Source organism: Vogesella sp. EB, from assembly GCF_001037925.1.
Taxonomy (GTDB): Bacteria; Pseudomonadota; Gammaproteobacteria; order Burkholderiales; family Chromobacteriaceae; genus Vogesella; species Vogesella indigofera.
In genome coordinates this window covers 22,275-42,441 of the sequence record NZ_LFDT01000028.1, presented here as the reverse complement: position 1 = coordinate 42,441, position 20,167 = coordinate 22,275, and the positions used below count along the sequence as shown (strand labels likewise).

13 protein-coding genes and 1 pseudogene are annotated in these 20,167 nt (G+C 64.5%); 5 read left to right on the top strand and 9 right to left on the bottom strand.

Annotated features, from left to right (window positions below; genetic code table 11):
- From ACG97_RS18080 to gltB, 4 genes and pseudogenes are all read right to left on the bottom strand, one after another.
- Window positions 1-208 (bottom strand): annotated as a pseudogene (locus ACG97_RS18080) (IS3 family transposase); the annotation flags it as partial.
- A 150-nt stretch (window positions 209-358) separates the two neighbouring features.
- Complete coding sequence (locus tag ACG97_RS13905) at window positions 359-1,507, bottom strand: glycosyltransferase (RefSeq protein WP_053068186.1); 1,149 nt, start codon at window positions 1,505-1,507, stop codon at window positions 359-361.
- A 171-nt stretch (window positions 1,508-1,678) separates the two neighbouring features.
- Window positions 1,679-3,094 (bottom strand): FAD-dependent oxidoreductase, encoded by a 1,416-nt coding sequence (locus tag ACG97_RS13900; protein ID WP_047967974.1) that lies wholly within the window; start codon window positions 3,092-3,094, stop codon window positions 1,679-1,681.
- A gap of 80 nt (window positions 3,095-3,174) precedes the next feature.
- Window positions 3,175-7,620, bottom strand: a complete 4,446-nt coding sequence (gltB, locus tag ACG97_RS13895; RefSeq protein WP_047967966.1) for a glutamate synthase large subunit — start codon at window positions 7,618-7,620, stop codon at window positions 3,175-3,177.
- Window positions 7,621-7,874: 254 nt separating this feature from the next.
- Here gltB and ACG97_RS13890 point away from each other — a divergent pair, with 254 nt between their 5' ends.
- On the top strand, window positions 7,875-9,356 hold the full coding sequence (locus ACG97_RS13890) for a phosphatidylserine/phosphatidylglycerophosphate/cardiolipin synthase family protein (protein ID WP_238377342.1): 1,482 nt from the start codon (window positions 7,875-7,877) through the stop codon (window positions 9,354-9,356).
- Window positions 9,357-9,893: 537 nt separating this feature from the next.
- Window positions 9,894-12,152, top strand: a complete 2,259-nt coding sequence (locus ACG97_RS13885) for an arginine/lysine/ornithine decarboxylase (RefSeq protein WP_047967965.1) — start codon at window positions 9,894-9,896, stop codon at window positions 12,150-12,152.
- A 73-nt stretch (window positions 12,153-12,225) separates the two neighbouring features.
- Here ACG97_RS13885 and ACG97_RS17000 read toward each other — a convergent pair whose 3' ends face one another.
- Window positions 12,226-12,981 carry an ABC transporter substrate-binding protein gene (locus ACG97_RS17000; protein ID WP_082133803.1) on the bottom strand — a complete coding sequence of 252 codons (756 nt, stop codon included), beginning with the start codon at window positions 12,979-12,981 and terminating at the stop codon, window positions 12,226-12,228.
- 143 nt (window positions 12,982-13,124) lie between these two features.
- Here ACG97_RS17000 and ACG97_RS13875 point away from each other — a divergent pair, with 143 nt between their 5' ends.
- The 3 genes from ACG97_RS13875 to ACG97_RS13865 all read left to right on the top strand — a co-directional run bounded on the left by ACG97_RS13875 (window position 13,125) and on the right by ACG97_RS13865 (window position 15,847).
- Entirely contained in the window at window positions 13,125-14,555 is a 1,431-nt protein-coding gene (locus tag ACG97_RS13875) for a sensor histidine kinase (RefSeq protein ID WP_047967964.1), read from the top strand.
- Window positions 14,552-15,169 carry a response regulator transcription factor gene (locus ACG97_RS13870; protein ID WP_047967963.1) on the top strand — a complete coding sequence of 206 codons (618 nt, stop codon included), beginning with the start codon at window positions 14,552-14,554 and terminating at the stop codon, window positions 15,167-15,169. The genes ACG97_RS13875 and ACG97_RS13870 overlap by 4 nt, the downstream gene beginning before the upstream one ends.
- Window positions 15,170-15,367: 198 nt before the next feature.
- Entirely contained in the window at window positions 15,368-15,847 is a 480-nt protein-coding gene (locus tag ACG97_RS13865; protein ID WP_047967962.1) for a heme-binding protein, read from the top strand.
- A 218-nt stretch (window positions 15,848-16,065) separates the two neighbouring features.
- Here the strand turns inward: ACG97_RS13865 and ACG97_RS13860 are convergent, their stop codons facing one another.
- From ACG97_RS13860 to ychF, 4 genes are all read right to left on the bottom strand, one after another.
- Window positions 16,066-17,232: a cystathionine gamma-synthase gene (locus ACG97_RS13860; protein WP_156168051.1), complete on the bottom strand. Its 1,167-nt coding sequence runs from the start codon at window positions 17,230-17,232 to the stop codon at window positions 16,066-16,068.
- A gap of 16 nt (window positions 17,233-17,248) precedes the next feature.
- Window positions 17,249-17,887: an amino acid ABC transporter permease gene (locus ACG97_RS13855; protein ID WP_255348036.1), complete on the bottom strand. Its 639-nt coding sequence runs from the start codon at window positions 17,885-17,887 to the stop codon at window positions 17,249-17,251.
- A gap of 84 nt (window positions 17,888-17,971) precedes the next feature.
- The gene (locus ACG97_RS13850) at window positions 17,972-18,751 is read right to left on the bottom strand and encodes a transporter substrate-binding domain-containing protein (RefSeq protein WP_047967960.1); all 780 of its coding nucleotides are present in this window, start codon (window positions 18,749-18,751) and stop codon (window positions 17,972-17,974) included.
- A gap of 306 nt (window positions 18,752-19,057) precedes the next feature.
- Entirely contained in the window at window positions 19,058-20,149 is a 1,092-nt protein-coding gene (ychF, locus tag ACG97_RS13845; RefSeq protein ID WP_047967959.1) for a redox-regulated ATPase YchF, read from the bottom strand.
- Window positions 20,150-20,167: the final 18 nt, after the last annotated feature.

Sequence of the window (20,167 nt, the reverse complement as noted above, 5' to 3'; positions counted from 1 at the left end):
ATACTGAAAAGTACAGGCCTAGGCCCCAGTTGCATTGATTGCGGGTCAGGCGCAGCAGGTGATCCGCAATCTCTGTGTTCTTGTCCGACTGTCGTGGCGAATAACGATCGCAGGCTTCGCTGATGCCAAACACCAAGCAGGCCTGCCGGAGCGATAGGCGATGCCGGTCTAGCGCCCATTGTGCCATCTCCCGCAGTCGAGATGGCATCACACTTTTTCCAGCCCCCCTTTTTTCCAGCGTCTCTTTGACGACTTCGGCCTTGAGGAGCCTTATAACCTAGCTGGCATCAGTCCCAAAGCCTTTGAACGCACCCCGACATGATAATGGTATTTGTCAATTACCCTTGGGACAGTCCTGTTACGAATTCTTATTCAGTATCTTACGCGACTTTCCATTCAAACCTAGGTAAGCCTTGTGCAATAGCAGAACTCTTGGAGACCGAAACGTAACTAGCTGTCGGTATGCCCATATATAAACAAAAACAAATATAACTGCACATAACTGCAGCATCCACTGTATTTTCCAAAACAGTAGTGCAGGCATAATCGAAAATAGGGCAACGCCCCACAAATACGGTGTAGTTTTACTGTTTCTTTGTGTAAGATGCTTGGCTTCCTGACTACCCACCATCCAACGAACAAGACGCTTGTAAACTATTTGATGGAAATGCAAGCTATCAGGTAATCCTGCCGGTACATTTCTTTTCTTGCGCCGGTAGATTGAAAATAATGTTTCCAGAACCGGATAAATCAGAATCTGCAACGGAAACCAGGGGGACACAGCATCCGGGTGTCGGCTTACCAGCAAAACCGCGATTTGCGCCAGTAAGAAGCCGATGAAATAAGCTCCGGCATCCCCTGCAAAGATCAATCCACGTGGATAGTTCCAAACCAGAAATCCGAAGATTGCCCCTGCCCCTGCCAAGCAAAGTACCAGCAATTCAAGGTCGCCAACTGCAAGTGCGGTATAGCCGAATGCCGCCAAGGCAAAAAGTGCGACTCCCCCCATCAGCCCGTTGTAGCCATCAATAATATTGATGGAATGACATACACCTCCCACCGCAAACACGGTAAACAGGATCGCGACAGTGGGGAATGCCTGCAAGACATAATCCACCCCAGGTATCCCCAGTTTGGGCAGGATGCTGCCACTGAGCCACGCGGCCAACCCAGCAGAGGCGAATGCAGCCAGCAGCCGCCATAGCGGGGAAACCCGCTTGGTCAAATCCTCTGCCAGACCAGCCAGGAATACGGGTAGCCCGGCCAGTAATAACCCACCAAACAACTTGCCGACGTGGTCATGGGCAAACTGCGATACCAGCGCCGCCACCACCATCCCTAGGAAGACCGGTAGCCCGCCGATGCGAGGCGTTGGATTCGCGTGGAATTTCTGCACACCGTTACTGCTATCCATGCTTAGCCGTGCATGCAGATGCTGGGTATGAATCAGCGCGATACAGCCAGCCAGGCTGGTAAGCAGCGCTACAATAAAAATCGATAACAACATGTTTTTAGAAGGTACCTACATGGTTCAAGCAGCACGCTTGATCGTTAAAAGCAGCTTTATGTACGGCATTGTATCGGAACGCTTACAGGATAAATATCCGCCAAACTGACATTGGTGCAATAAAAAACGGCACTTGCCAAGGCAAGTGCCGTTTACCTGAGTTCGCTGAACTTACCACACCTGCAAATAGCTCAGCATCCCTTCCGCCGCCTGCCGCCCTTCGAACACCGCCCGCACCACCAGATCGGCACCGCGGACCTGGTCGCCGCCGGCGAAGATTTTCGGGTTGCTGGTCTGGTGTTTGAAGGCTTGCTGTTCCGGTGCCACGGTGCGGCCGCGCTTGTCGGTCTTGATGCCGGTGTGGCCGAACCAGTCTGCCGCCTCGGTCTGGAAACCGAACGCGATCACGACGTGATCGCACTCGATGACCTGTTCCGAGCCTTCGACCACCTCGGCGGCACGACGGCCTTTTTCGTCCGGCGCGCCCAGCCGGGTTTCTGCCAGGTGCAGGCGCAGGCTGCCGTCGGCGCCTTCGCCGATGCCCAGCGGCTGGCGGTTCCACAGGAACTCGACGCCCTCTTCCTTGGCATTGCCGACTTCGCGCTTGGAGCCCGGCATGTTGGCCTCGTCACGGCGGTAGGCGCAGATCACGCTCTTGGCGCCCTGGCGGATGGCGGTGCGGTTGCAGTCCATCGCGGTGTCGCCGCCACCCAGTACCACCACGCGCTTGCCCTGCATCGACAGGTGCGCCTCGCCTTCCGGCAGGGTGCCCATGCTGTGGCGCACGTTGTTGATCAGGAACGGAAGCGCTTCCAGCACGCCGGGCAGGTATTCACCGTCGAAGCCGCCCTTCATGAACTTGTAGGCGCCCATGCCCATGAACACCGCGTCATACTCTTCCAGCAGCTCGTCGATGGTGACCTGCACGCCGATCTCGGTGTTGAGACGGAAGGTGACGCCCATCTCTTCCATGATCAGGCGGCGAGTCTTGATCACGCTCTTTTCCAGCTTGAACTCGGGGATGCCGAAGGTGATCAGGCCGCCGATTTCCTCGTAGCGGTCGAACACCACCGGCTTGACGCCGTTGCGCACCAGCACGTCTGCACAGGCGAGGCCGGCCGGGCCGGCGCCGATGATGGCCACCTTCTTGTCGGTCCAGATCACCTTGGACATGTCCGGACGCCAGCCGGCCTTGAACGCCTCGTCGGTGATGTACTTCTCCACGCTGCCGATGGTGACAGCGCCGAAGCCGCCCTGCTCCAGGGTGCAGGCGCCTTCGCACAGCCGGTCCTGCGGGCAAACGCGACCGCAGATTTCCGGCAGGCTGTTGGTCTTGTGCGACATCTCGGCCGCCTCGAACAGCTTGCCCTCCTTCACCAGCTTCAGCCAGTTGGGGATGTAGTTGTGCACCGGGCATTCCCATTCGCAGTACGGGTTGCCACAGGACAGGCAACGCCCGGCCTGGTCACCGGCATCCACGCTGTGCAGCGGGGTGTAAATCTCTTTGAATTCGATCTTGCGCACCGCGGCTTCGACTTTGTCGCCGGGGTTGCGCGAGAGCTTCATGAACTGGAAAACGTCACCCATGATCATTCCTCCGTCCTTGCGGCCAACGTTGGCCGCAAGGCGTTTCTTTCTTGTCCAGGGGCGGACAGGCCGCCCGTCGCTTAGTCTTTCAGCAGGCTGTCGAGCTTGGCCGCCTTCGGTTTCACCAGCCAGAAGTAGTCGACGTAGTCGTCGAAGTTCTCCAGCATCGCGCGCCCGGTTTCGGAACCGGTCAGCTCGACGTGCTTGGCGATCTTCTCTAGCAGGTAGGCGCGGTACATGCCCATCGCCTCGCCGTTGATCAGGTTGATGTCCACCAGCTCGTTGTTGTAGCGGTAGGCAAACTTCTCGGCACGGTCGAACACGAAGGCGAAACCACCGGTCATGCCGGCACCGAAGTTGTAGCCGGTCTCGCCCAGCACGATGACGCTGCCGCCGGTCATGTACTCGCAGCAGTGGTCACCGGCGCCCTCGATCACCGCCAGCGCGCCGGAGTTGCGCACCCCGAAGCGCTCGCCGGCGACGCCGGCCGCGAACAGCTGGCCACCGGTGGCGCCGTACAGGCAGGTGTTACCGATGATGATGGACTCGTCCGGCTTGTAGGCGGCGTCCTTCGGCGGGTAGATCACCACGCGGCCACCGGCCATGCCCTTACCGACGTAGTCGTTGGCATCGCCTTCCAGCTCCAGGTGCAGGCCCGACGCGTTCCACACGCCGAAGCTCTGGCCGGCGGAACCGCTGAACTTCACCTTCAGGCAGCCGAACGGCAGGCCGGCGGCACCGTGCACGCGGGCGATCTCGCCGGACAGGCGCGCGCCGATGGAACGGTGGATGTTCTCGATGTCGTAACGCAGTTCCAGCATCTGCTTGTTGTGGATCGCCGGCAGTGCATCCTTGAGGATCTGCTCCGCCAGCTCGCCCTTGTCGAACGACGGGTTGGAATCGGTGACGCAGAAACGCGGCACGTCATCGGGTACCGTGCCCTGCGACAGCAGCGGCGCCAGGTTCAGCTTGTGCTGCTTGTCGGTGACGCCGGCTTCCAGATTGAGCAGCTCCATGCGGCCGATCAGCTCTTCCATGTTGCGGGCGCCGAGCTTGGCCATCCACTCGCGGGTTTCCTGGGCGATGAACAGGAAGTAGTTCATCACCATTTCCGGCAGGCCGATGAAGTACTTCGAGCGCAGCTTCACTTCCTGCGTCGCCACGCCGGTGGCGCAGTTGTTCAGGTGGCAGATGCGCAGGAACTTGCAGCCCAGCGCCACCATCGGGCCGGTACCGAAGCCGAAGCTCTCGGCGCCCATGATCGCGGCCTTGATCACGTCGAGGCCGGTCTTCAGGCCGCCATCGGTCTGCACCCGCACCCGGCCACGCAGGCCGTTGGCACGCAGCACCTGCTGCGCCTCGGTCAGGCCCAGCTCCCACGGGCTGCCGGCGTACTTCACCGACGCCAGCGGGCTGGCACCGGTACCGCCGTCGTAACCGGAGATGGTGATCAGGTCGGCGTAGGCCTTGGCCACGCCGGCGGCGATGGTGCCGACACCCGGCTCGGCCACCAGCTTCACCGACACCAGCGCGGTCGGGTTGACCTGTTTCAGGTCGAAGATCAACTGTGCCAGGTCTTCGATGGAATAGATGTCGTGGTGCGGCGGTGGCGAGATCAGCGAGATGCCCGGCTTGGAGCAACGCAGCTTGGCGATCAGCGGCGATACCTTGTCGCCCGGCAGCTGGCCGCCCTCACCCGGCTTGGCGCCCTGTGCCACCTTGATCTGCAGCACTTCGGCGTTGACCAGGTAGTGCGGGGTGACGCCGAAACGACCGGACGCCACCTGCTTGATCTTGGACATCTTCTCGGTGCCGTAACGCGACGGGTCTTCGCCGCCCTCACCGGAGTTGGAACGACCGCCGAGGCGGTTCATCGCGGTGGCCATCGCCTCGTGCGCTTCCGGCGACAGCGCGCCCAGCGACATGCCGGCGGAGTCGAAACGCTTGAGAATGCTTTCCACCGGTTCCACCTCGTCGATGGAGATCGGGGTGATGCCGTCGAAGTTCAGCGTCATCAGGTCGCGGAACATCGCCACCGGACGGTTGTTGACCAGCTCGGCATACTGCTTGTAGGCGTCGTAGTCGGTGTTCTGCACCGCCTTCTGCAGCGTCATCACCACGTCCGGGTTGTAGGCGTGGTACTCCTCGCCGTGCACGTACTTGAGCAGGCCGCCCTGCGTCACCGCCCGCATCGGGTTGAAGGCCAGCTTGGACAGCTTCTGCTGGTCGTCCTCGAAGTCGTCGAAGTTGGCGCCGGAGATGCGCGACACGGTGCCCTTCAGGCACAGCGCCACCACGTCTTCGTGCAGGCCGATGCCTTCGAACAGCTGCGCACCGCGATAGCTGGCGATGGTGGAGATACCCATCTTGGACAGCACCTTCATCAGGCCCTTGTTGATGCCCTTGCGGTAGTGCTGCAGCGCTTCGTTGATGCGCAGGTTGACGTCACCGGTGGCCACCAGATCGACAATGCTCTGGTACGCGAGGTACGGGTACACCGCGGTGGCGCCGTAGCCGATCAGCGCGGCCATCTGGTGAGGGTCGCGCACGGTACCGGTTTCCAGCAGGATGTTGGACTTGCAACGCAGACCGGCATCGATCAGCGCGTGGTGCACGGCACCGGTGGCGAACAGCGCGTGGATAGGCAGACGGTTGGCCGCAATGGTGCGGTCGGACAGCACCACGATCACGGTGCCTTCCTGTACCGCCTCGACCACGTGGGCGCACAGCTTGCGGATCGCCTGCTCCAGATTGCCTTCGGCCGGGTCGTAGCACAGGTCGAAGGTGGTGGCCTTGAGGTAGGCTTCCGGACGGGTGGTGATGCGCAGGAATTTCTCGCGCGACAGCACCGGGCTGCGCACTTCCAGCCGCTTGGCGTGCTCGGCGGTTTCCTCGAACATATTGCGCTCGGGGCCGAACACGGTGTTCAGCGACATCACGATCGCTTCGCGGATCGGGTCGATCGGCGGGTTGGTCACCTGCGCGAACTGCTGGCGCAGGTAGTCGAACGGCGAGCGCACCTTCTGGCTCAGCACCGCCATCGGGGTGTCGTCACCCATCGAGCCGACCGCCTCCTGGCCTTCCTCGGCCAGCACGCGCAGGATCTGGTCGCGCTCTTCAAAACTGATGTTGAACAGCTTCTGGTAGGTCAGCAGCTGCTCTTTCGGCCACGCTTCCAGGCCGGCGTCGTCCTCGATCGACAGTTCCAGACGCGAACCGGCGTCCTTGATCCACTGCCGGTACGGCTTGGCGGACTTCAGCTGCGCGTCGATGTCTTCCGGATACAGGATCTCGCCGGTCTGCAGGTCGGCGGCGAACAACTGCCCCGGCTTGACGCGGCCCTTCTTCACCACGTCTTCCGGCTTGTAGTCCCAGACGCCGACTTCGGAGGCGATGGTGAGGATATTGTCCTTGGTCAGCACCCAGCGCGCCGGGCGCAGGCCGTTGCGGTCCAGCATGCAGCCGGCGTAGCGGCCATCGGTCAGCACGATACCGGCCGGGCCGTCCCACGGCTCCATGTGCATGGAGTTGAATTCGTAGAATGCGCGCAGGTCCTTGTCGGTGGAATCGACGTTCTGCCATGCCGGCGGCACCAGCAGGCGCAGTGCGCGGAACAGCGGAATGCCGCCCATCAGCAGGCCTTCCAGCATGTTGTCCAGCGACATCGAGTCCGAGCCGTCGGTCTGCACGATCGGGCGGATGGCATCCATGTCGATGTGCGGCGAGGACATGATGCGCTCGCGCGCGCGCGCCCAGTGGCGGTTGCCCTGCACGGTGTTGATCTCGCCGTTGTGGGCGAGGAAGCGGAACGGCTGCGCCAGCTTCCACTGCGGCCAGGTGTTGGTGGAGAAGCGCTGGTGGAATACCGCCAGGCTGGACTCGAAACGCGGATCGGACAGGTCGAGGTAGAACTTGTGCAGGTTGTCCGGCGTCACCAGCCCCTTGTACGACAGCGTGTGCGGCGACAGCGTCGGCAGGTAGAAGTACGGGTCGTCGGCCTTATTGGCCTTTTCCGCCTGGCGGCGGCCCATGTACAGGCGGCGCTGGAACGACAATTCGTCCATGCCGAACGGACAGTTGACGAATACCTGATAGAAGCTCGGCAGCGACGCCATGGCCTGTTCGCCACAGGCATCCAGATGGATCGGCACGGCACGGAAGCCCGCCACTTCCAGACCCTGCTGTTCCAGATACTCCTTCAGCCGGTTGCGGCTGCGCTCGCCCTCTTGCGGGTGCGCAAACACCAGGCCGGCGGCGTACACTGCCTTGAGGGTGATGCCGGCTTCGGCGGCTACTTCGCGCAGGAAGCCGTCCGGCTTGCGAAACAGCAGGCCACAGCCGTCACCGGATTTGCCATCGGCGGCGACGGCACCGCGGTGCGTCAGCTTGGCCAGCGAGGAAATGGCGGTGTTCACCAGCCAGTGTGACGGCTTGTCGTCCAGTTGCGCGATCAAGCCGAAACCACAGCTGTCTTGTTCGAAGTCGGGGCTGTATAAGGTGCCCTCCAACCAACGCTGTCTGTCCATTCTAGGTCCCTGATTATAATGTGTAGCGAATGGATTGATTCTAAGGTCAAGATAGCTGACCTGCAACCGCTTTTTGTGCGACGCATTATTGACATAAAATCAATAACTTGAGCTGTTTTTATGCAAAAAAAATACAACGCAAACACCACAAAAGTTTATGTTTAAGAGACATCAACATTCAAAAACACGACCAGACAAAGCCACGTCTGACACCCTACAAACTACTGTGTAATGTATACAAAATAGGATAAGCGATGAGCATGCGCGACGGCCGTCCCGCCCCGACGCCCAGCCTGTTCCGCCAGCTGGCGGAGCAGGCGCTGGCACGCTCGGCCGGTGCCCCGCTGGTGGCCGGCAACCGTGTCGAGCTGCTGTTCGACGCCGCGGCCAACTTTGCCGCCTGGCTGGACGCCATCGCTCGCGCCGAACACTGCATCCTGATCGAAATGTACCTGTTCGCCGACGACGACTTCGGCCGCCAGCTGCGCAGCGCGCTGCAGGACAAGGCACGGCAAGGCGTCAGGGTGTACCTGCTCTACGACTGGCTGGGCAGCTGGCGCGAACACTACCGCGGCTTTTTCAGGCCGCTGCTGCAGGCCGGCGCCGAGGTGCGGGTGTGGCAGCCGCCGTCGTTCGGCAAGGGCTTCCGCCTGCTGGGCCGCGATCACCGCAAGCTGATCGTGGTCGACGGCCACACCGCCTTCATCGGCGGGCTGTGCGCCAGCTCGCGCTGGAACGACTGGCGCGATACCGGGCTGCGGCTGCGGGGGCCGCTGCTGGACGATGCCGTCACCGCCTTTGCCGACAGCTGGCTGCACGCCGGCGACGGCGCGCTGCCGCCTGTCGCCACCGACCGCAGCAGCCACGGCGAGGTCGCCGCGCGGCTGATCGCCACCACCCCGGCCACCGCCAACCTGATGCGGCTGGATCTGCTGATCGCCGGCTTTGCGCGGCGGCGGCTGTGGCTGACCGATGCCTACTTCATGGGCACCAGCACCTATCTCACCGCCTTGCAGCAGGCGGCGCGCGACGGTGTCGACGTGCGGCTGCTGGTGCCGCGCTCCAGCGACATCGGCTGGATCGCCACCGTGTCGCGCACGCTGTACCGGCCGCTGCTCAGCGCCGGGGTGCGGGTGTTCGAGTGGGACGGCACCATGATCCACGCCAAGACCGCGGTCGCCGACAGCCGATGGGCGCGCATCGGCTCCACCAATCTCAATGTCTCCAGCTGGCTGGCCAACCGCGAGCTGGACCTGGCGATCGAGGACGAGGCGCTGGCGCGGCAGATGGAAACCCGCTTCCTGCACGACCTGGACAACGCCACCGAGATCGTGCTCAGCGGCCAGCACCTGCGCCCGGCGCTGAAACACGCGCGCGGCGAGCGCCGCCGCCTGCCGGTGCGACAGCAGGCGGTGGTCGGTGCCGCCGCCGCCGCGCGCCAGGCGCTGCGCATCGGCGATGCCGTCGGCGCCGCGGTGCGCGGCACCCGCAACGTGGAGCAGAGCGAGGCCGCCTCCTTCCTCAGCATCGCGCTGACCCTGCTGGGCCTGACCCTGCTGGTGCTGCTGTTTCCGTGGCTGGCGGCGCTACCGCTGGCGCTGCTGCTCGGTTTTGCCGGCATCTCGGTGCTGCTGCGCGCCGCCACGCTGTACCGCCGCCGCTGGCAAAAAAAACAACACCCCGCCGTGCCCGCCAGGCAGGACAAGCCGCCGCCGGACGATGATGTTAAGCCTTGATTTTGCGACCATCCGCCGCGCCCCGGCCAGCCTTGCCCGGCGCAGTATTACCGCGAAATGACAGCAACGGCGGGCACACGATACTGCTGTGCAACATCTGTGCCGCCATTGCCGCTACAATGCGCGCTTTCTTGGGTTATTCGAAGGTGTTTTCCGTTGCGGCCAACCTTGCAGGGCCACCCGGACGACAACACCCTAAGCCGGCAGACGTGAAGGCAAAGCAAGGCTTTGCCCAGTGCGGACCGCGGTGCAAAGCGCCCCTTTGCTCCGGCCTTGCGCCCGATTTCCATCGGGACGGCAAGACGGAAAAACCACGCGCCTCAAGGCCAGCCATCCAGGGCGGCGGCATCACGTCGTACGTACAGAACTGTGCCCCAACGCGCACCGAGTGACACTTCCGGCCATGCCGCGAAGGCCGTAACAGGCGTTACAGGTGCCCGGGATCACCCCTGCCCGCAGCAGGGGACCCAAGCCTCCGTCTGCAGCCGCCTTGCGCATCACGGCAGTGTCCGAGTTAACCGCAACAAGGACTCAGGTATGCGTTTTCACTTCCCGATCGTCATCATCGACGAAGATTTCCGTAGCGAGAACACCAGCGGCTCCGGCATCCGCGAGCTGGCCAACGCCATCCAGGCCGAAGGCATGGACGTGATCGGCTACACCAGCTACGGCGACCTGACTTCGTTCGCGCAGCAGCAAAGCCGCGCCGCCGGCTTCATCCTGTCGATCGACGACGAGGAATTCCAGACCGACGAAGATGCCACCTCGGCACTGGGCGGCCTGTACGGTTTTGTCGCCGAAATCCGCCGCCGCAACCCGGACATCCCGGTGTACCTGTACGGCGAGACGCGCACCGCGCGCCACATCCCCAACGACATCCTGCGCGAGCTGCATGGTTTCATCCACATGCACGAGGACACCCCGGAATTCGTGGCGCGCCACATCATCCGCGAGGCCAAGAGCTACCTCGACACCCTGGCGCCGCCGTTCTTCCGCGCACTGGTCAACTACGCGCAGGATGGCTCCTACTCCTGGCACTGCCCCGGCCACTCCGGCGGCGTGGCCTTCCTGAAGTCGCCGGTCGGCCAGATGTTCCACCAGTTCTTCGGCGAAAACATGCTGCGCGCCGACGTGTGCAACGCGGTGGAAGAACTCGGCCAGCTGCTGGACCACACCGGCCCGGTCGCGGCGTCGGAACGCAATGCGGCGCGCATTTTCAGCTCCGACCACTGCTTCTTCGTCACCAACGGCACCTCGACCTCGAACAAGATCGTGTGGCACAGCACCGTCGCCGCCGGCGACATCGTGCTGGTCGACCGCAACTGCCACAAGTCCAACCTGCACGCGATCATGATGACCGGCGCCATTCCGGTATTCCTGATGCCGACGCGCAACCACTACGGCATCATCGGCCCGATCCCGAAGGCGGAATTCTCGCTGGACGCGATCCGCGCCAAGATTGCGGCCAACCCGTTCGCCCGCGAAGCGCTGGCCAAGAACCCGAACGCCAAGCCGCGCATCCTGACCATCACCCAGTCCACCTACGACGGCATCATGTACAACGTCGAGGAAATCAAGGGCATTCTGGATGGCGAGGTCGACACCCTGCACTTTGACGAAGCGTGGCTGCCGCACGCCAGCTTCCACGACTTCTACGGCGACTTCCACGCCATCGGTGAAGGCCGTCCGCGCTGCAAGGAGTCGATGATCTTCTCGACGCAATCCACGCACAAGCTGCTGGCCGGCATCTCGCAGGCGTCGCAGATCCTGGTGCAGGACCCGCAGAACCGCCAGCTGGACACCCACAGCTTCAACGAAGCCTACCTGATGCACACCTCCACCAGCCCGCAGTACGCGATCATCGCCAGCTGCGACGTGGCGGCGGCGATGATGGAACAGCCGGGCGGCCAGGCGCTGGTGGAAGAATCGCTGGCCGAGGCGCTGGAATTCCGCCGCTCGATGCGCAAGGTGGACGAGGAGTACGGCGAGGACTGGTGGTTCCGCGTGTGGGGCCCGGAAAAGCTGTCGGAAGACGGCATCTGCGACCCACAGGACTGGGAACTGAAAACCGGCGAAACCTGGCACGGCTTTGCCGGCATCGAGGACGGCTTCAACCTGCTGGACCCGATCAAGGCCACCATCCTGACCCCGGGCCTGAACGTGGACGGCAGCTTCGAAGAGCTGGGCATCCCGGCCTCGATGGTGACCAAGTACCTGGCCGAACACGGCGTGGTGGTGGAAAAGACCGGCCTGTACAGCTTCTTCATCATGTTCACCATCGGCATCACCAAGGGTCGCTGGAACACGCTGCTGGCGGCGCTGCAACAGTTCAAGGACGATTTCGACAAGAACCAGCCGCTGTGGCGCTGCATGCCGGACTTCATCGCCAAGCATCCGGAGTACGAGCGCGTCGGCCTCAAGGACCTGTGCCTGAAGATCCACCGCGCCTACCACGAGCACAACGTGGCACGGCTGACCACCGAGATCTACCTGTCGGAAATGGTGCCGGGCATGAAGCCATCGGACGCGTTTGCCAAGATGGCGCACCGCGAAGTGGAGCGCGTGCCGGTCGACAAGCTGGAAGGCCGCATCACCGCGGTACTGCTGACCCCGTACCCGCCGGGCATCCCGCTGCTGATCCCGGGTGAAGTGTTCAACAAGACCATCGTCGACTATCTGCGCTTCACCGAGCAGTTCAACCGCGGCTTCCCCGGCTTCGAGACCGACGTGCACGGTCTGATCGCCGAAGTCCGTGACGGCAAGAAGACCTACTTCGTGGATTGCGTGAAGGCCTGATCCCGAGCGCTGGCAAACGATGCGGCCAACCTTGTACAAGGTTGGCCGCATTTTTCATGGCCGCGCGGCAGGCTCACTGGTAGCCGCGAAAGATGCGGGCGAAGCTGCCGTCGCGCAGCAGGGCCTGGTAGCTGTGGCGCAGCCGTGCCAGCGTCGCCGGCGGCGTGCCAAGGCTGGCGGCCAGGTACAGCTCCATGGTCAGCGGCAAGGGCAGCAACTGGCGGAACTGGCGGCAATCCAGCAGCTCGCGGCGGCAATACGCCTGCAAGCTGTCCGCGGAAATCGGCACCGCATCGATCCAGCCCAGCTGCAGCCGGCGCAGATTGGTTTCCATATTGTCGGCGACATCCAGCCCGGCGTGACGGTTGGCGCTGGCCTCGGCAAAGCCCTGCTCGCGCAGCCACTGGCCGCGCACATCCTGGTTGCTGATGCCGATGCGCAGGCGACCCGCCTCCGCCAGCGTGCTGGCGCGCAGGTCGCGACGGCTGACCAGCGCATACAGCGCCACCCGCTCCGAGCCCAGCCGCCCCAGCCAGTGGAACTGCGCCTCGCGCGCCGGCGTGCGCGCCAGCGAATAGATCAGCACGTTGGGCTGGTGGCTGGCCAGCGCCATGCTACGCGCCCACGGATAGACATGCTGCTGGAACGGCAGCCCGGCATGACGCAGCAACTGCTCGACAAAGCGCGGCGCCGGCCCCTGCAGGCGCTGGCCGACGATGAAATTGAACGGCGGCGCGTCTTCGGTCACCACCTTGAGCATGGCATGTGCCCCCGCCAGCAGCGGCTGCAGGCAGCAACAGGCCAGCAACAGAGCATTCGCAAGCCGCATAAGCCCTCCGCGACGGGACAAGGGAGCCTCTTGCTGCGTTGTAGCCCACCGCGGCACGCGGCACAAGCCGGCCGCCAGCAAAGCGCCACGGCTCCGTAGCGCTACGGAACGACTGCCACCAGCGGCAATGCCATAATGGCAGCATGACACCCCTGCGCCCCTATCTGCTGCCCGCCAGCTGGCTGCTGCTCAGCCTGCTCGCCGGCGGCGTACTGCTGCTGGCCGGCTTCAGCCAGCAACGCAGCCTGTTCCAGCAGAACAGCAGCATCGCCCACCGCCTGCTCAGCCAGAAGATGGTGCAGCACGAGGCGGTGCTGGCCACCCTCGCGCTGCAGCAACGGCCGCCGCCAGCGGCGGAACTGCTGGCCGGCCTGCGCCCGGCGATGCCGCAGCTGCTGGCGCTGGGCCTGCGGCAGGACGGCCGCTGGCTGGGCAGCGGCAGCACACCGCCGCCACTGGCCGCCACGCTGGCACGGGCGCGGCAACAGCGCCGCATCCAGACCCAGGCCGCCGGGGTCACGCAATACTGGCTGGTGGCGCCGTCCGGCTGGAGCCTGCTGCTCGACAGCCGCCGCCTGCTGGCGGCCAGCGAATGGCCGGCCACGCTGCAGCGGGTGCAGCTGCAACTGCCCGGCGGCAACAGCGTGCTGCTGAACCAGCCGATGCCGGACTGGGGCTGGCCGATGGCGCTCGACAAGCCGCTGCCGACCAGCGCGCAGCCGTTCACCTTTCACAGCCGGCAGCGCTACGGCATCGCGCAGTGGCCGTGGCTGAGCTGGCTGGCGGTCAGCACGGCGCTGGCGCTGCTGCTGGCGTGGCAGCACAGCCGCCGGCTGGCGCGGCAACAGGCGCAGCGCGAGCGGGAACAGGCAAGGTTGGCCGCAGTCAGCCGCCTCAGTACCCTCGGCGAGATGGCCGCCGGCATGGCGCACGAGCTGAACCAGCCGCTGACCGCCATCCTCGCCAACCTGCGCGCCTGCCAGCGGCTGCTGGACGACGACGACGAGCGCGACACGGTGCGCCAGGCGCTGGCCAGCAGCGCGGCGCAGGCCAAGCGCGCCGGCGACATCATCGCCCGCCTGCGCGCACTGGTGACGCAGCAGGCGCCGCGGCCGCTGGCTGGCGTCGACAGCGCCGCACTGCTGGCCTCGGTACAGGACCTGCGCCAGGCCGAGCTGGCAGCGCTGGGCATCCGCCTGCACTGCCTCGATGCCAGCACCGGGCGGCGGCCGCTGGCCGACAGCGTGGCGCTGGAGCAGATCGTGCACAACCTGCTGCAGAACGCGGTCGACGCGCTGGCCGGCCAGCCCGGCAGCATCGAGATCCGCGCCGACAGCGACGCCGGCCGCTACCGACTGCAAGTCAGCGACAGCGGCCCCGGCATCGCCGCCGCCGACCTGCCGCAGCTGTTCCAGCCGTTTTTCAGCACCAAAGCCGGCGGCATGGGGCTGGGACTGAGCCTGTGCGAGACACTGGCGCACAGCCTGCACGGCCAGCTCACTGCGGCCAACCTGCCCGCCGGTGGTGCCTGCTTCACGCTGCGCCTGCCGCTGGCCGACGAGGACAACGCATGAACCAGCAGCACTCTCCACTGATCTACCTGGTCGACGACGACGACGCGGTGCGCGACGCGCTGGCACTGCTGCTGAAAAGCGTCGGCCTGCGCGCCGAGGGCTTTGCCAGCCCGCAGCAGTTCCTGGCCCAGCACGACCGCCACAGCATCGGCTGCGTGGTGCTGGACATCCGCATGCCCGGCATCAGCGGGCTGGACGTGCTCGACACCCTCGCCGCCGGCAGCGACCTGCCGGTGATCATGCTCACCGGCCACGGCAACGTCGACCTCTGCCGCCGCGCGTTCAAGAACGGCGCCGAGGAATTCCTGCAGAAACCGGTCGACGACGACGTATTCCTCGACAGCGTGCAAAAAGCGGTGCGCCAGCACATCGCCCGGCGCGACAAGCAGGCCGCCAGCCTCGCCGCGCAGCAGCGGCTGCAACGGCTGTCCGGGCGCGAGCTGGACGTGCTGCAGCGCATCGCCGACGGCATGACCAACAAGGAGATCGCGCGCGAGCTGGCGCTGTCGCCGCGCACGGTGGAGACCTACCGCGCCAACGTGTTCGCCAAGCTGGAGGTCGACACCCTGGCGCAACTGATCCGCCACTACCTGCTGCTGCTGCCGCAGCGCTGAGCACCGCGCCGGCAATGCGCGGCGCCCCGGCGTCACGCGCGCCGGGCAGCCCTGAGCTCGCCGCCGCTCGTGCCGCGGCCAGCCGCCGGCTCCGTACTGCTACGGAGGCCGCCGCGTAAGTCGACCGAATATCGCGCCGGCGGCGCAGCAGCTAAGCTGATCCTGTCGTCCCCACTCATTCCGCACAGGAGCTTGATCATGATCCGTACCCTCATCGCCGTTACCCTGCTCGCCGCCAGCGCCGCCCATGCCGCCCCGGTAACCGAACGCAATATCGCGCTGGCCGACGCGCAGAAGCTGGCCAGCGACGCGGTGGCGCAGTGCCAGGCCAAGGGCTGGAACGTCGGCGTCAGCGTGGTCGACCGCGCCGGCAACCTGAAAGCCTTCGCCCGCGCCGACAATGCAGGCCCGCACACCATCGAGGCCAGCCGTGCCAAGGCGTTCACCTCCGCCTCCGCCAAGGCGCCGACCCAGGCGATGATGGAAAACGCGCAGAAGAATCCGGGCGCGGCCAACCTCACCGACATCCCCGGCTTCCTGCTGCTGGGCGGCGGCGTGCCGCTGAAGGCCGGTAACGAGGTGATCGGCGCCATCGGCATCGGCGGCGCCCCCGGCGGCCACCTCGACGAGCAGTGCGCACTGGCAGCCATCGACGCCAACGCCGCGCTGTTCAAGTAAGTCCCAGCCCGCGTTTCGCAGCATGAAAAAAGCCACGCCCGAGAGCGTGGCTTTTGTTTTCCCAGGCTGAGTTGCGGCCAGGGTTGGCCGCAGGACATACCCGCACCAAAAACGTAGCCCGGCGAAGCGCCAGGCAGCGGCCAGCCGGCCATGAAAAAGCCACGCCCGGGAGCGTGGCTTGTCAGCAACTGCGTTGCGGCCAACGTTGGCCGCAGCGCTTACTCCGCCAGCGCCTGCGCCAGGTCGGCGAGGATGTCGTCAATGTCCTCGATGCCGATCGACAAGCGCAGCTGGCCCTCGCGGATGCCCAGCGCCGCCTTCTGCTCCGGCGGCATACCGCCGTGCGACATGGTGTAGCTGTGGTTGACCAGCGACTCCACCCCGCCCAGCGATTCCGCCAGCAGGAACAGCTGCAACCGGCTGGCGACGCGGCTGGCGGCGGCGCGGCTATCTTCCTTCAGGTACACGGTGACGATGCCGCCGAAGCGGCGCATCTGGCGTTTCGCCAGCTCGTGGCCCGGGTGTTCGGGCAGGCCGGGGAAGAACACCTTGTCGATCGCCGGGTGGTTTTGCAGGAAGGCGGCCACCTTCTCGGCGTTGTCGCAGTGGCGCTCCATGCGCAGCGCCAGCGTCTTGATGCCGCGCAGGGTGAGGAAACAGTCCTGCGGCCCCGGTACCGCGCCGGCAGCGTTCTGGATGAACTTGATCGCCTTGAACAGCGCCGCGTCGTTGACCGCCACCAGCCCCAGCAGCACGTCGGAATGGCCGCCGAGGTATTTGGTGGCGGAGTGCACCACGATGTCGGCGCCCTGGTTCAGCGGGTTCTGCAGGTAGGGTGTGGCGAAGGTGTTGTCCACCGCCACCACCGCTCCGTGGCTGTGGGCGATCGCCGCCAGCGCGGCGATGTCGACCATGCCCAGCAGCGGATTGGTCGGCGTCTCCAGCCACAGCAGCCTGGTGTTGCTGCTGATGACGGCCTCAAGGTTGGCCGCATCGGACAGGTCGGCAAAGGTCACCTTGATGCCCTGCGCCGCCAGCACCTTGTCGAGGATGCGATAGGCGCCGCCGTACAGGTCAGCCACCGCGATCACCTCGTCACCGGGCTTGAGCGTGGCGCGCAGTACCGCGTCGATCGCCGCCATGCCGCTGGCAAAGGCCAGGCCGTGGGCGGCGTCTTCCAGTGCCGCAAAGTTGGCCTCCAGCGCCGCCCGCGTCGGGGTGCCGGTGCGGGCGTAGGCGAATTCCAGCGACTCGCCCACCGCGTCGTGGGCAAAGGCGGAGGTCTGGTAGATCGGTGGCATCACCGCGCGGTTGTGCTGGTGGTAGTCAAAACCGGCGTGGATCGCCTTGGTGGCAAATTTCATGGTATCCCTCGTTTCGCTCATGGCCGCATGGAGCGCGTCAGCGGGCGTGGGCGCGGCCGAAGTGGCGCTCCACCCGTTGCTGCACCTGTTCGAACAGCGCGCTCAACACCCAGTAGATCGCCGCCGCCATCAGGTACAGCGGCAGCGGCTGGAAAGTCTGCGCGATCAGGTCCTTGGTCACCATCATCAGCTCGGAGACGGTGATCACCGATACCAGCGAGGTGTCCTTGATCAGCGAGATCAGGCTGTTGGCGAGGCTGGGCACCGCCAGCCGCACCGCCTGCGGCGCGATGACGAAGCGCACCGCCGACCACCAGCCCAGTCCCAGCGACAGCGCCGCGTCCCACTGCCCGCGCTCGACGCCGGCCATCGCGCCGCGCAGGCTCTCCGACAGGTAGGCGGCCACGTTCAGCGTCAGCGCCAGAATGCCGGCGGAGACCGGCTCGAACTCGATGCCGACGCTGGGCAGTCCGTAGTAGATGACAAAAATCTGCACCAGCAGCGGCGTGCCGCGCATCAGGCTGACGTACAGCGCCGCCAGCTGCGACAGCAGCGGCACCTGCGCGATGCGTACCAGCGCGACGGCGAAGCCCAGCGTCAGGCCCAGCACCATCGCCGAGACCGCGAACAGCAAGGTATAGCCGACCCCGGTCATCAGCACCGGGACGGCAGTCATTGCCAACTCAAGCCATTCCATCATTCATCCTTCAAATACAAACGCCTCCGCGACTGGCGGAGGCGTCAAGGTTGGCCGCAGCGCTCAGCGTGCGCCCGGAGCCTTCGATACGTCGATGCCGAACCACTTCACCGAGATTTTCTTGAAGCTGCCGTCCTTGTGCAAGGCATTCAGCGCGCCGTCCAGCGCCACCTTGAACTTGGGATTGCCCTTGGCGAACGGGATGCCCATCTGCGTCGCGCTGCCCACCGCGGCGCCTGCCTTCAGCGGCAGCTTGGCTTCCTTGATCGCGAACGGGATCAGCAGGCTGTCGTTGATGCCGGCGTCGATGCGGCCGGTGGCCAGATCCTGGAAGATTTCCGGTGCCGACGGGTAGAACTTGGACTCGATACCGCCCTGCGCCTTCACCATCTCGGCGTAGTTGCTGCCCTGGGTCACGCCCATCTTCTTGCCGGCGAGGTCGGCCAAGCTCTTGAAGCTGCGCTTCTCGTTCTTGCGCACGATCAGCTGCGCGCTGGAGATGGTGTACGGCTGCGAGAAGTCGAACACTTCCTTGCGCTTGTCGGTGATCGACACCTGGTTCAGCACCACGTCGAACTTGCCGCCCTGCAGACCAGCCAGCAGGCCGCTCCACTCGCCGGTGATGAATTCCGGCTTCAGCTTCAGCTTCTGTGCCAGTGCCGCGCCCAGCTCCACTTCAAAACCGGTCAGCTTCTGGTCCTTGTCCTTGAAGTTGAACGGCGGATAGGTGCCTTCCAGCGCGATCTTCAGCGTGCCACGCTGCTGCACGGTGTCCAGCAGGTCGGCAGCGTAAACGTTGGCCGCAACGCCCAGCAGCGTCAGGGTAAGCAGAACTTTTTTCATTTTTTATTCCTTTTTGATATTGATTTCAAAATCAATAAAACAGAAAGAACTATAACAAAGCCGACCGCTTTGCTCCAGCCTTGGCAGCGAATGAAAACGCATAAGGAAATCACCAAAAGCGGATAACAGCGGTGCCGCGGGGCGGCAATCCAGAGCGCGATTGTACGCAATATCCCGCGCGCTGGCGCGGAAGTATTGCCAGTCACCGGCAAGGCGGCCCGCCGCGCCACAGCCCGCCGGCAAAGAAAAAGCCCGGCGGCGCCGGGCTTGCTGATGCCGTCGCGGCCGGCACGGCCGGGAACGGGCTTAGACGTTGAACAGGAAGTTCAGCACGTCGCCGTCCTGCACCACGTAGTCCTTACCTTCGGCGCGCATCTTGCCGGCTTCCTTGGCCTTGGCTTCGCCGCCGTAGGCGACGAAATCGGCGTAGGAGATGGTCTGCGCGCGGATGAAGCCGCGTTCGAAGTCGGTGTGGATCACGCCGGCCGCCTGCGGCGCGGTATCGCCGACGTGGATGGTCCAGGCGCGCACTTCCTTCACCCCGGCGGTGAAGTAGGTCTGCAGGCCCAGGAGCTTGTAGCCGGTACGGATCAGGCGGTTGAGGCCCGGTTCTTCCAGGCCCATGTCGGCGAGGAATTCCACCTTGTCGGCGTCGTCGAGGTCGGCGATTTCGCTCTCGATGGCGGCACACAGCGCCACCACCGGCGAGCCTTCGGCCTCGGCCAGCTCCTTCAGCTTGTCCAGGTGCGGGTTGTTCTCGAAGCCATCTTCCGCCACGTTGGCGACATACATCGCCGGCTTGATGGTCAGCAGGCACAGCGGCTTGAGCAGCGCCTGCTCGTCGGCATCCAGCTTCATGCTGCGTACCGGCTTGCCTTCGTTCAGGTGCGGCATCAGTTTTTCCAGCAGCGCCACCAGCTTCTGCGCGTCCTTGTCACCGGCGCGGGCCTTCTTGCCATCGCGGATGATCGCCTTTTCCACCGCCGACATGTCGGCCAGTGCCAGTTCGGTGCCGATGGTTTCCAGGTCGGCGATCGGATCGACACGACCGGCAACGTGCACCACGTTGTCGTCGTCGAAGCAGCGCACCACGTTGACGATGGCGTCGGTCTCACGGATGTTGGCCAGGAACTTGTTGCCGAGGCCCTCGCCCTTGGAGGCGCCAGCCACCAGACCGGCGATGTCGACGAATTCGACGATGGCCGGCTGGGTCTTCTGCGGATTGACGATCTTGCACAGCTCGTCCAGGCGCGGATCCGGTACTTCCACGATGCCGACGTTCGGCTCGATGGTGCAGAACGGATAGTTGGCCGCTTCGATACCGGCCTTGGTCAGTGCATTGAACAGGGTGGACTTGCCGACGTTGGGCAGACCGACAATACCGCATTTCAGACTCATGGGAATTCCTCGAATTTT

What these genes read in the sequence shown, in the direction of transcription:
- gltB (WP_047967966.1), bottom strand. Translation starts at nt 7,620, where the DNA reads ATGGACAGACAGCGTTGGTTGGAGGGCACCTTATACAGCCCCGACTTC.
- ACG97_RS13900 (WP_047967974.1), bottom strand. Translation starts at nt 3,094, where the DNA reads ATGGGTGACGTTTTCCAGTTCATGAAGCTCTCGCGCAACCCCGGCGAC.
- ACG97_RS13875 (WP_047967964.1), top strand. Translation starts at nt 13,125, where the DNA reads ATGACACCCCTGCGCCCCTATCTGCTGCCCGCCAGCTGGCTGCTGCTC.
- ACG97_RS13850 (WP_047967960.1), bottom strand. Translation starts at nt 18,751, where the DNA reads ATGAAAAAAGTTCTGCTTACCCTGACGCTGCTGGGCGTTGCGGCCAAC.
- ACG97_RS17000 (WP_082133803.1), bottom strand. Translation starts at nt 12,981, where the DNA reads ATGCGGCTTGCGAATGCTCTGTTGCTGGCCTGTTGCTGCCTGCAGCCG.
- ychF (WP_047967959.1), bottom strand. Translation starts at nt 20,149, where the DNA reads ATGAGTCTGAAATGCGGTATTGTCGGTCTGCCCAACGTCGGCAAGTCC.
- ACG97_RS13870 (WP_047967963.1), top strand. Translation starts at nt 14,552, where the DNA reads ATGAACCAGCAGCACTCTCCACTGATCTACCTGGTCGACGACGACGAC.
- ACG97_RS13890 (WP_238377342.1), top strand. Translation starts at nt 7,875, where the DNA reads ATGAGCATGCGCGACGGCCGTCCCGCCCCGACGCCCAGCCTGTTCCGC.
- ACG97_RS13855 (WP_255348036.1), bottom strand. Translation starts at nt 17,887, where the DNA reads ATGACTGCCGTCCCGGTGCTGATGACCGGGGTCGGCTATACCTTGCTG.
- ACG97_RS13885 (WP_047967965.1), top strand. Translation starts at nt 9,894, where the DNA reads ATGCGTTTTCACTTCCCGATCGTCATCATCGACGAAGATTTCCGTAGC.
- ACG97_RS13860 (WP_156168051.1), bottom strand. Translation starts at nt 17,232, where the DNA reads ATGAGCGAAACGAGGGATACCATGAAATTTGCCACCAAGGCGATCCAC.
- ACG97_RS13865 (WP_047967962.1), top strand. Translation starts at nt 15,368, where the DNA reads ATGATCCGTACCCTCATCGCCGTTACCCTGCTCGCCGCCAGCGCCGCC.
- ACG97_RS13905 (WP_053068186.1), bottom strand. Translation starts at nt 1,507, where the DNA reads ATGTTGTTATCGATTTTTATTGTAGCGCTGCTTACCAGCCTGGCTGGC.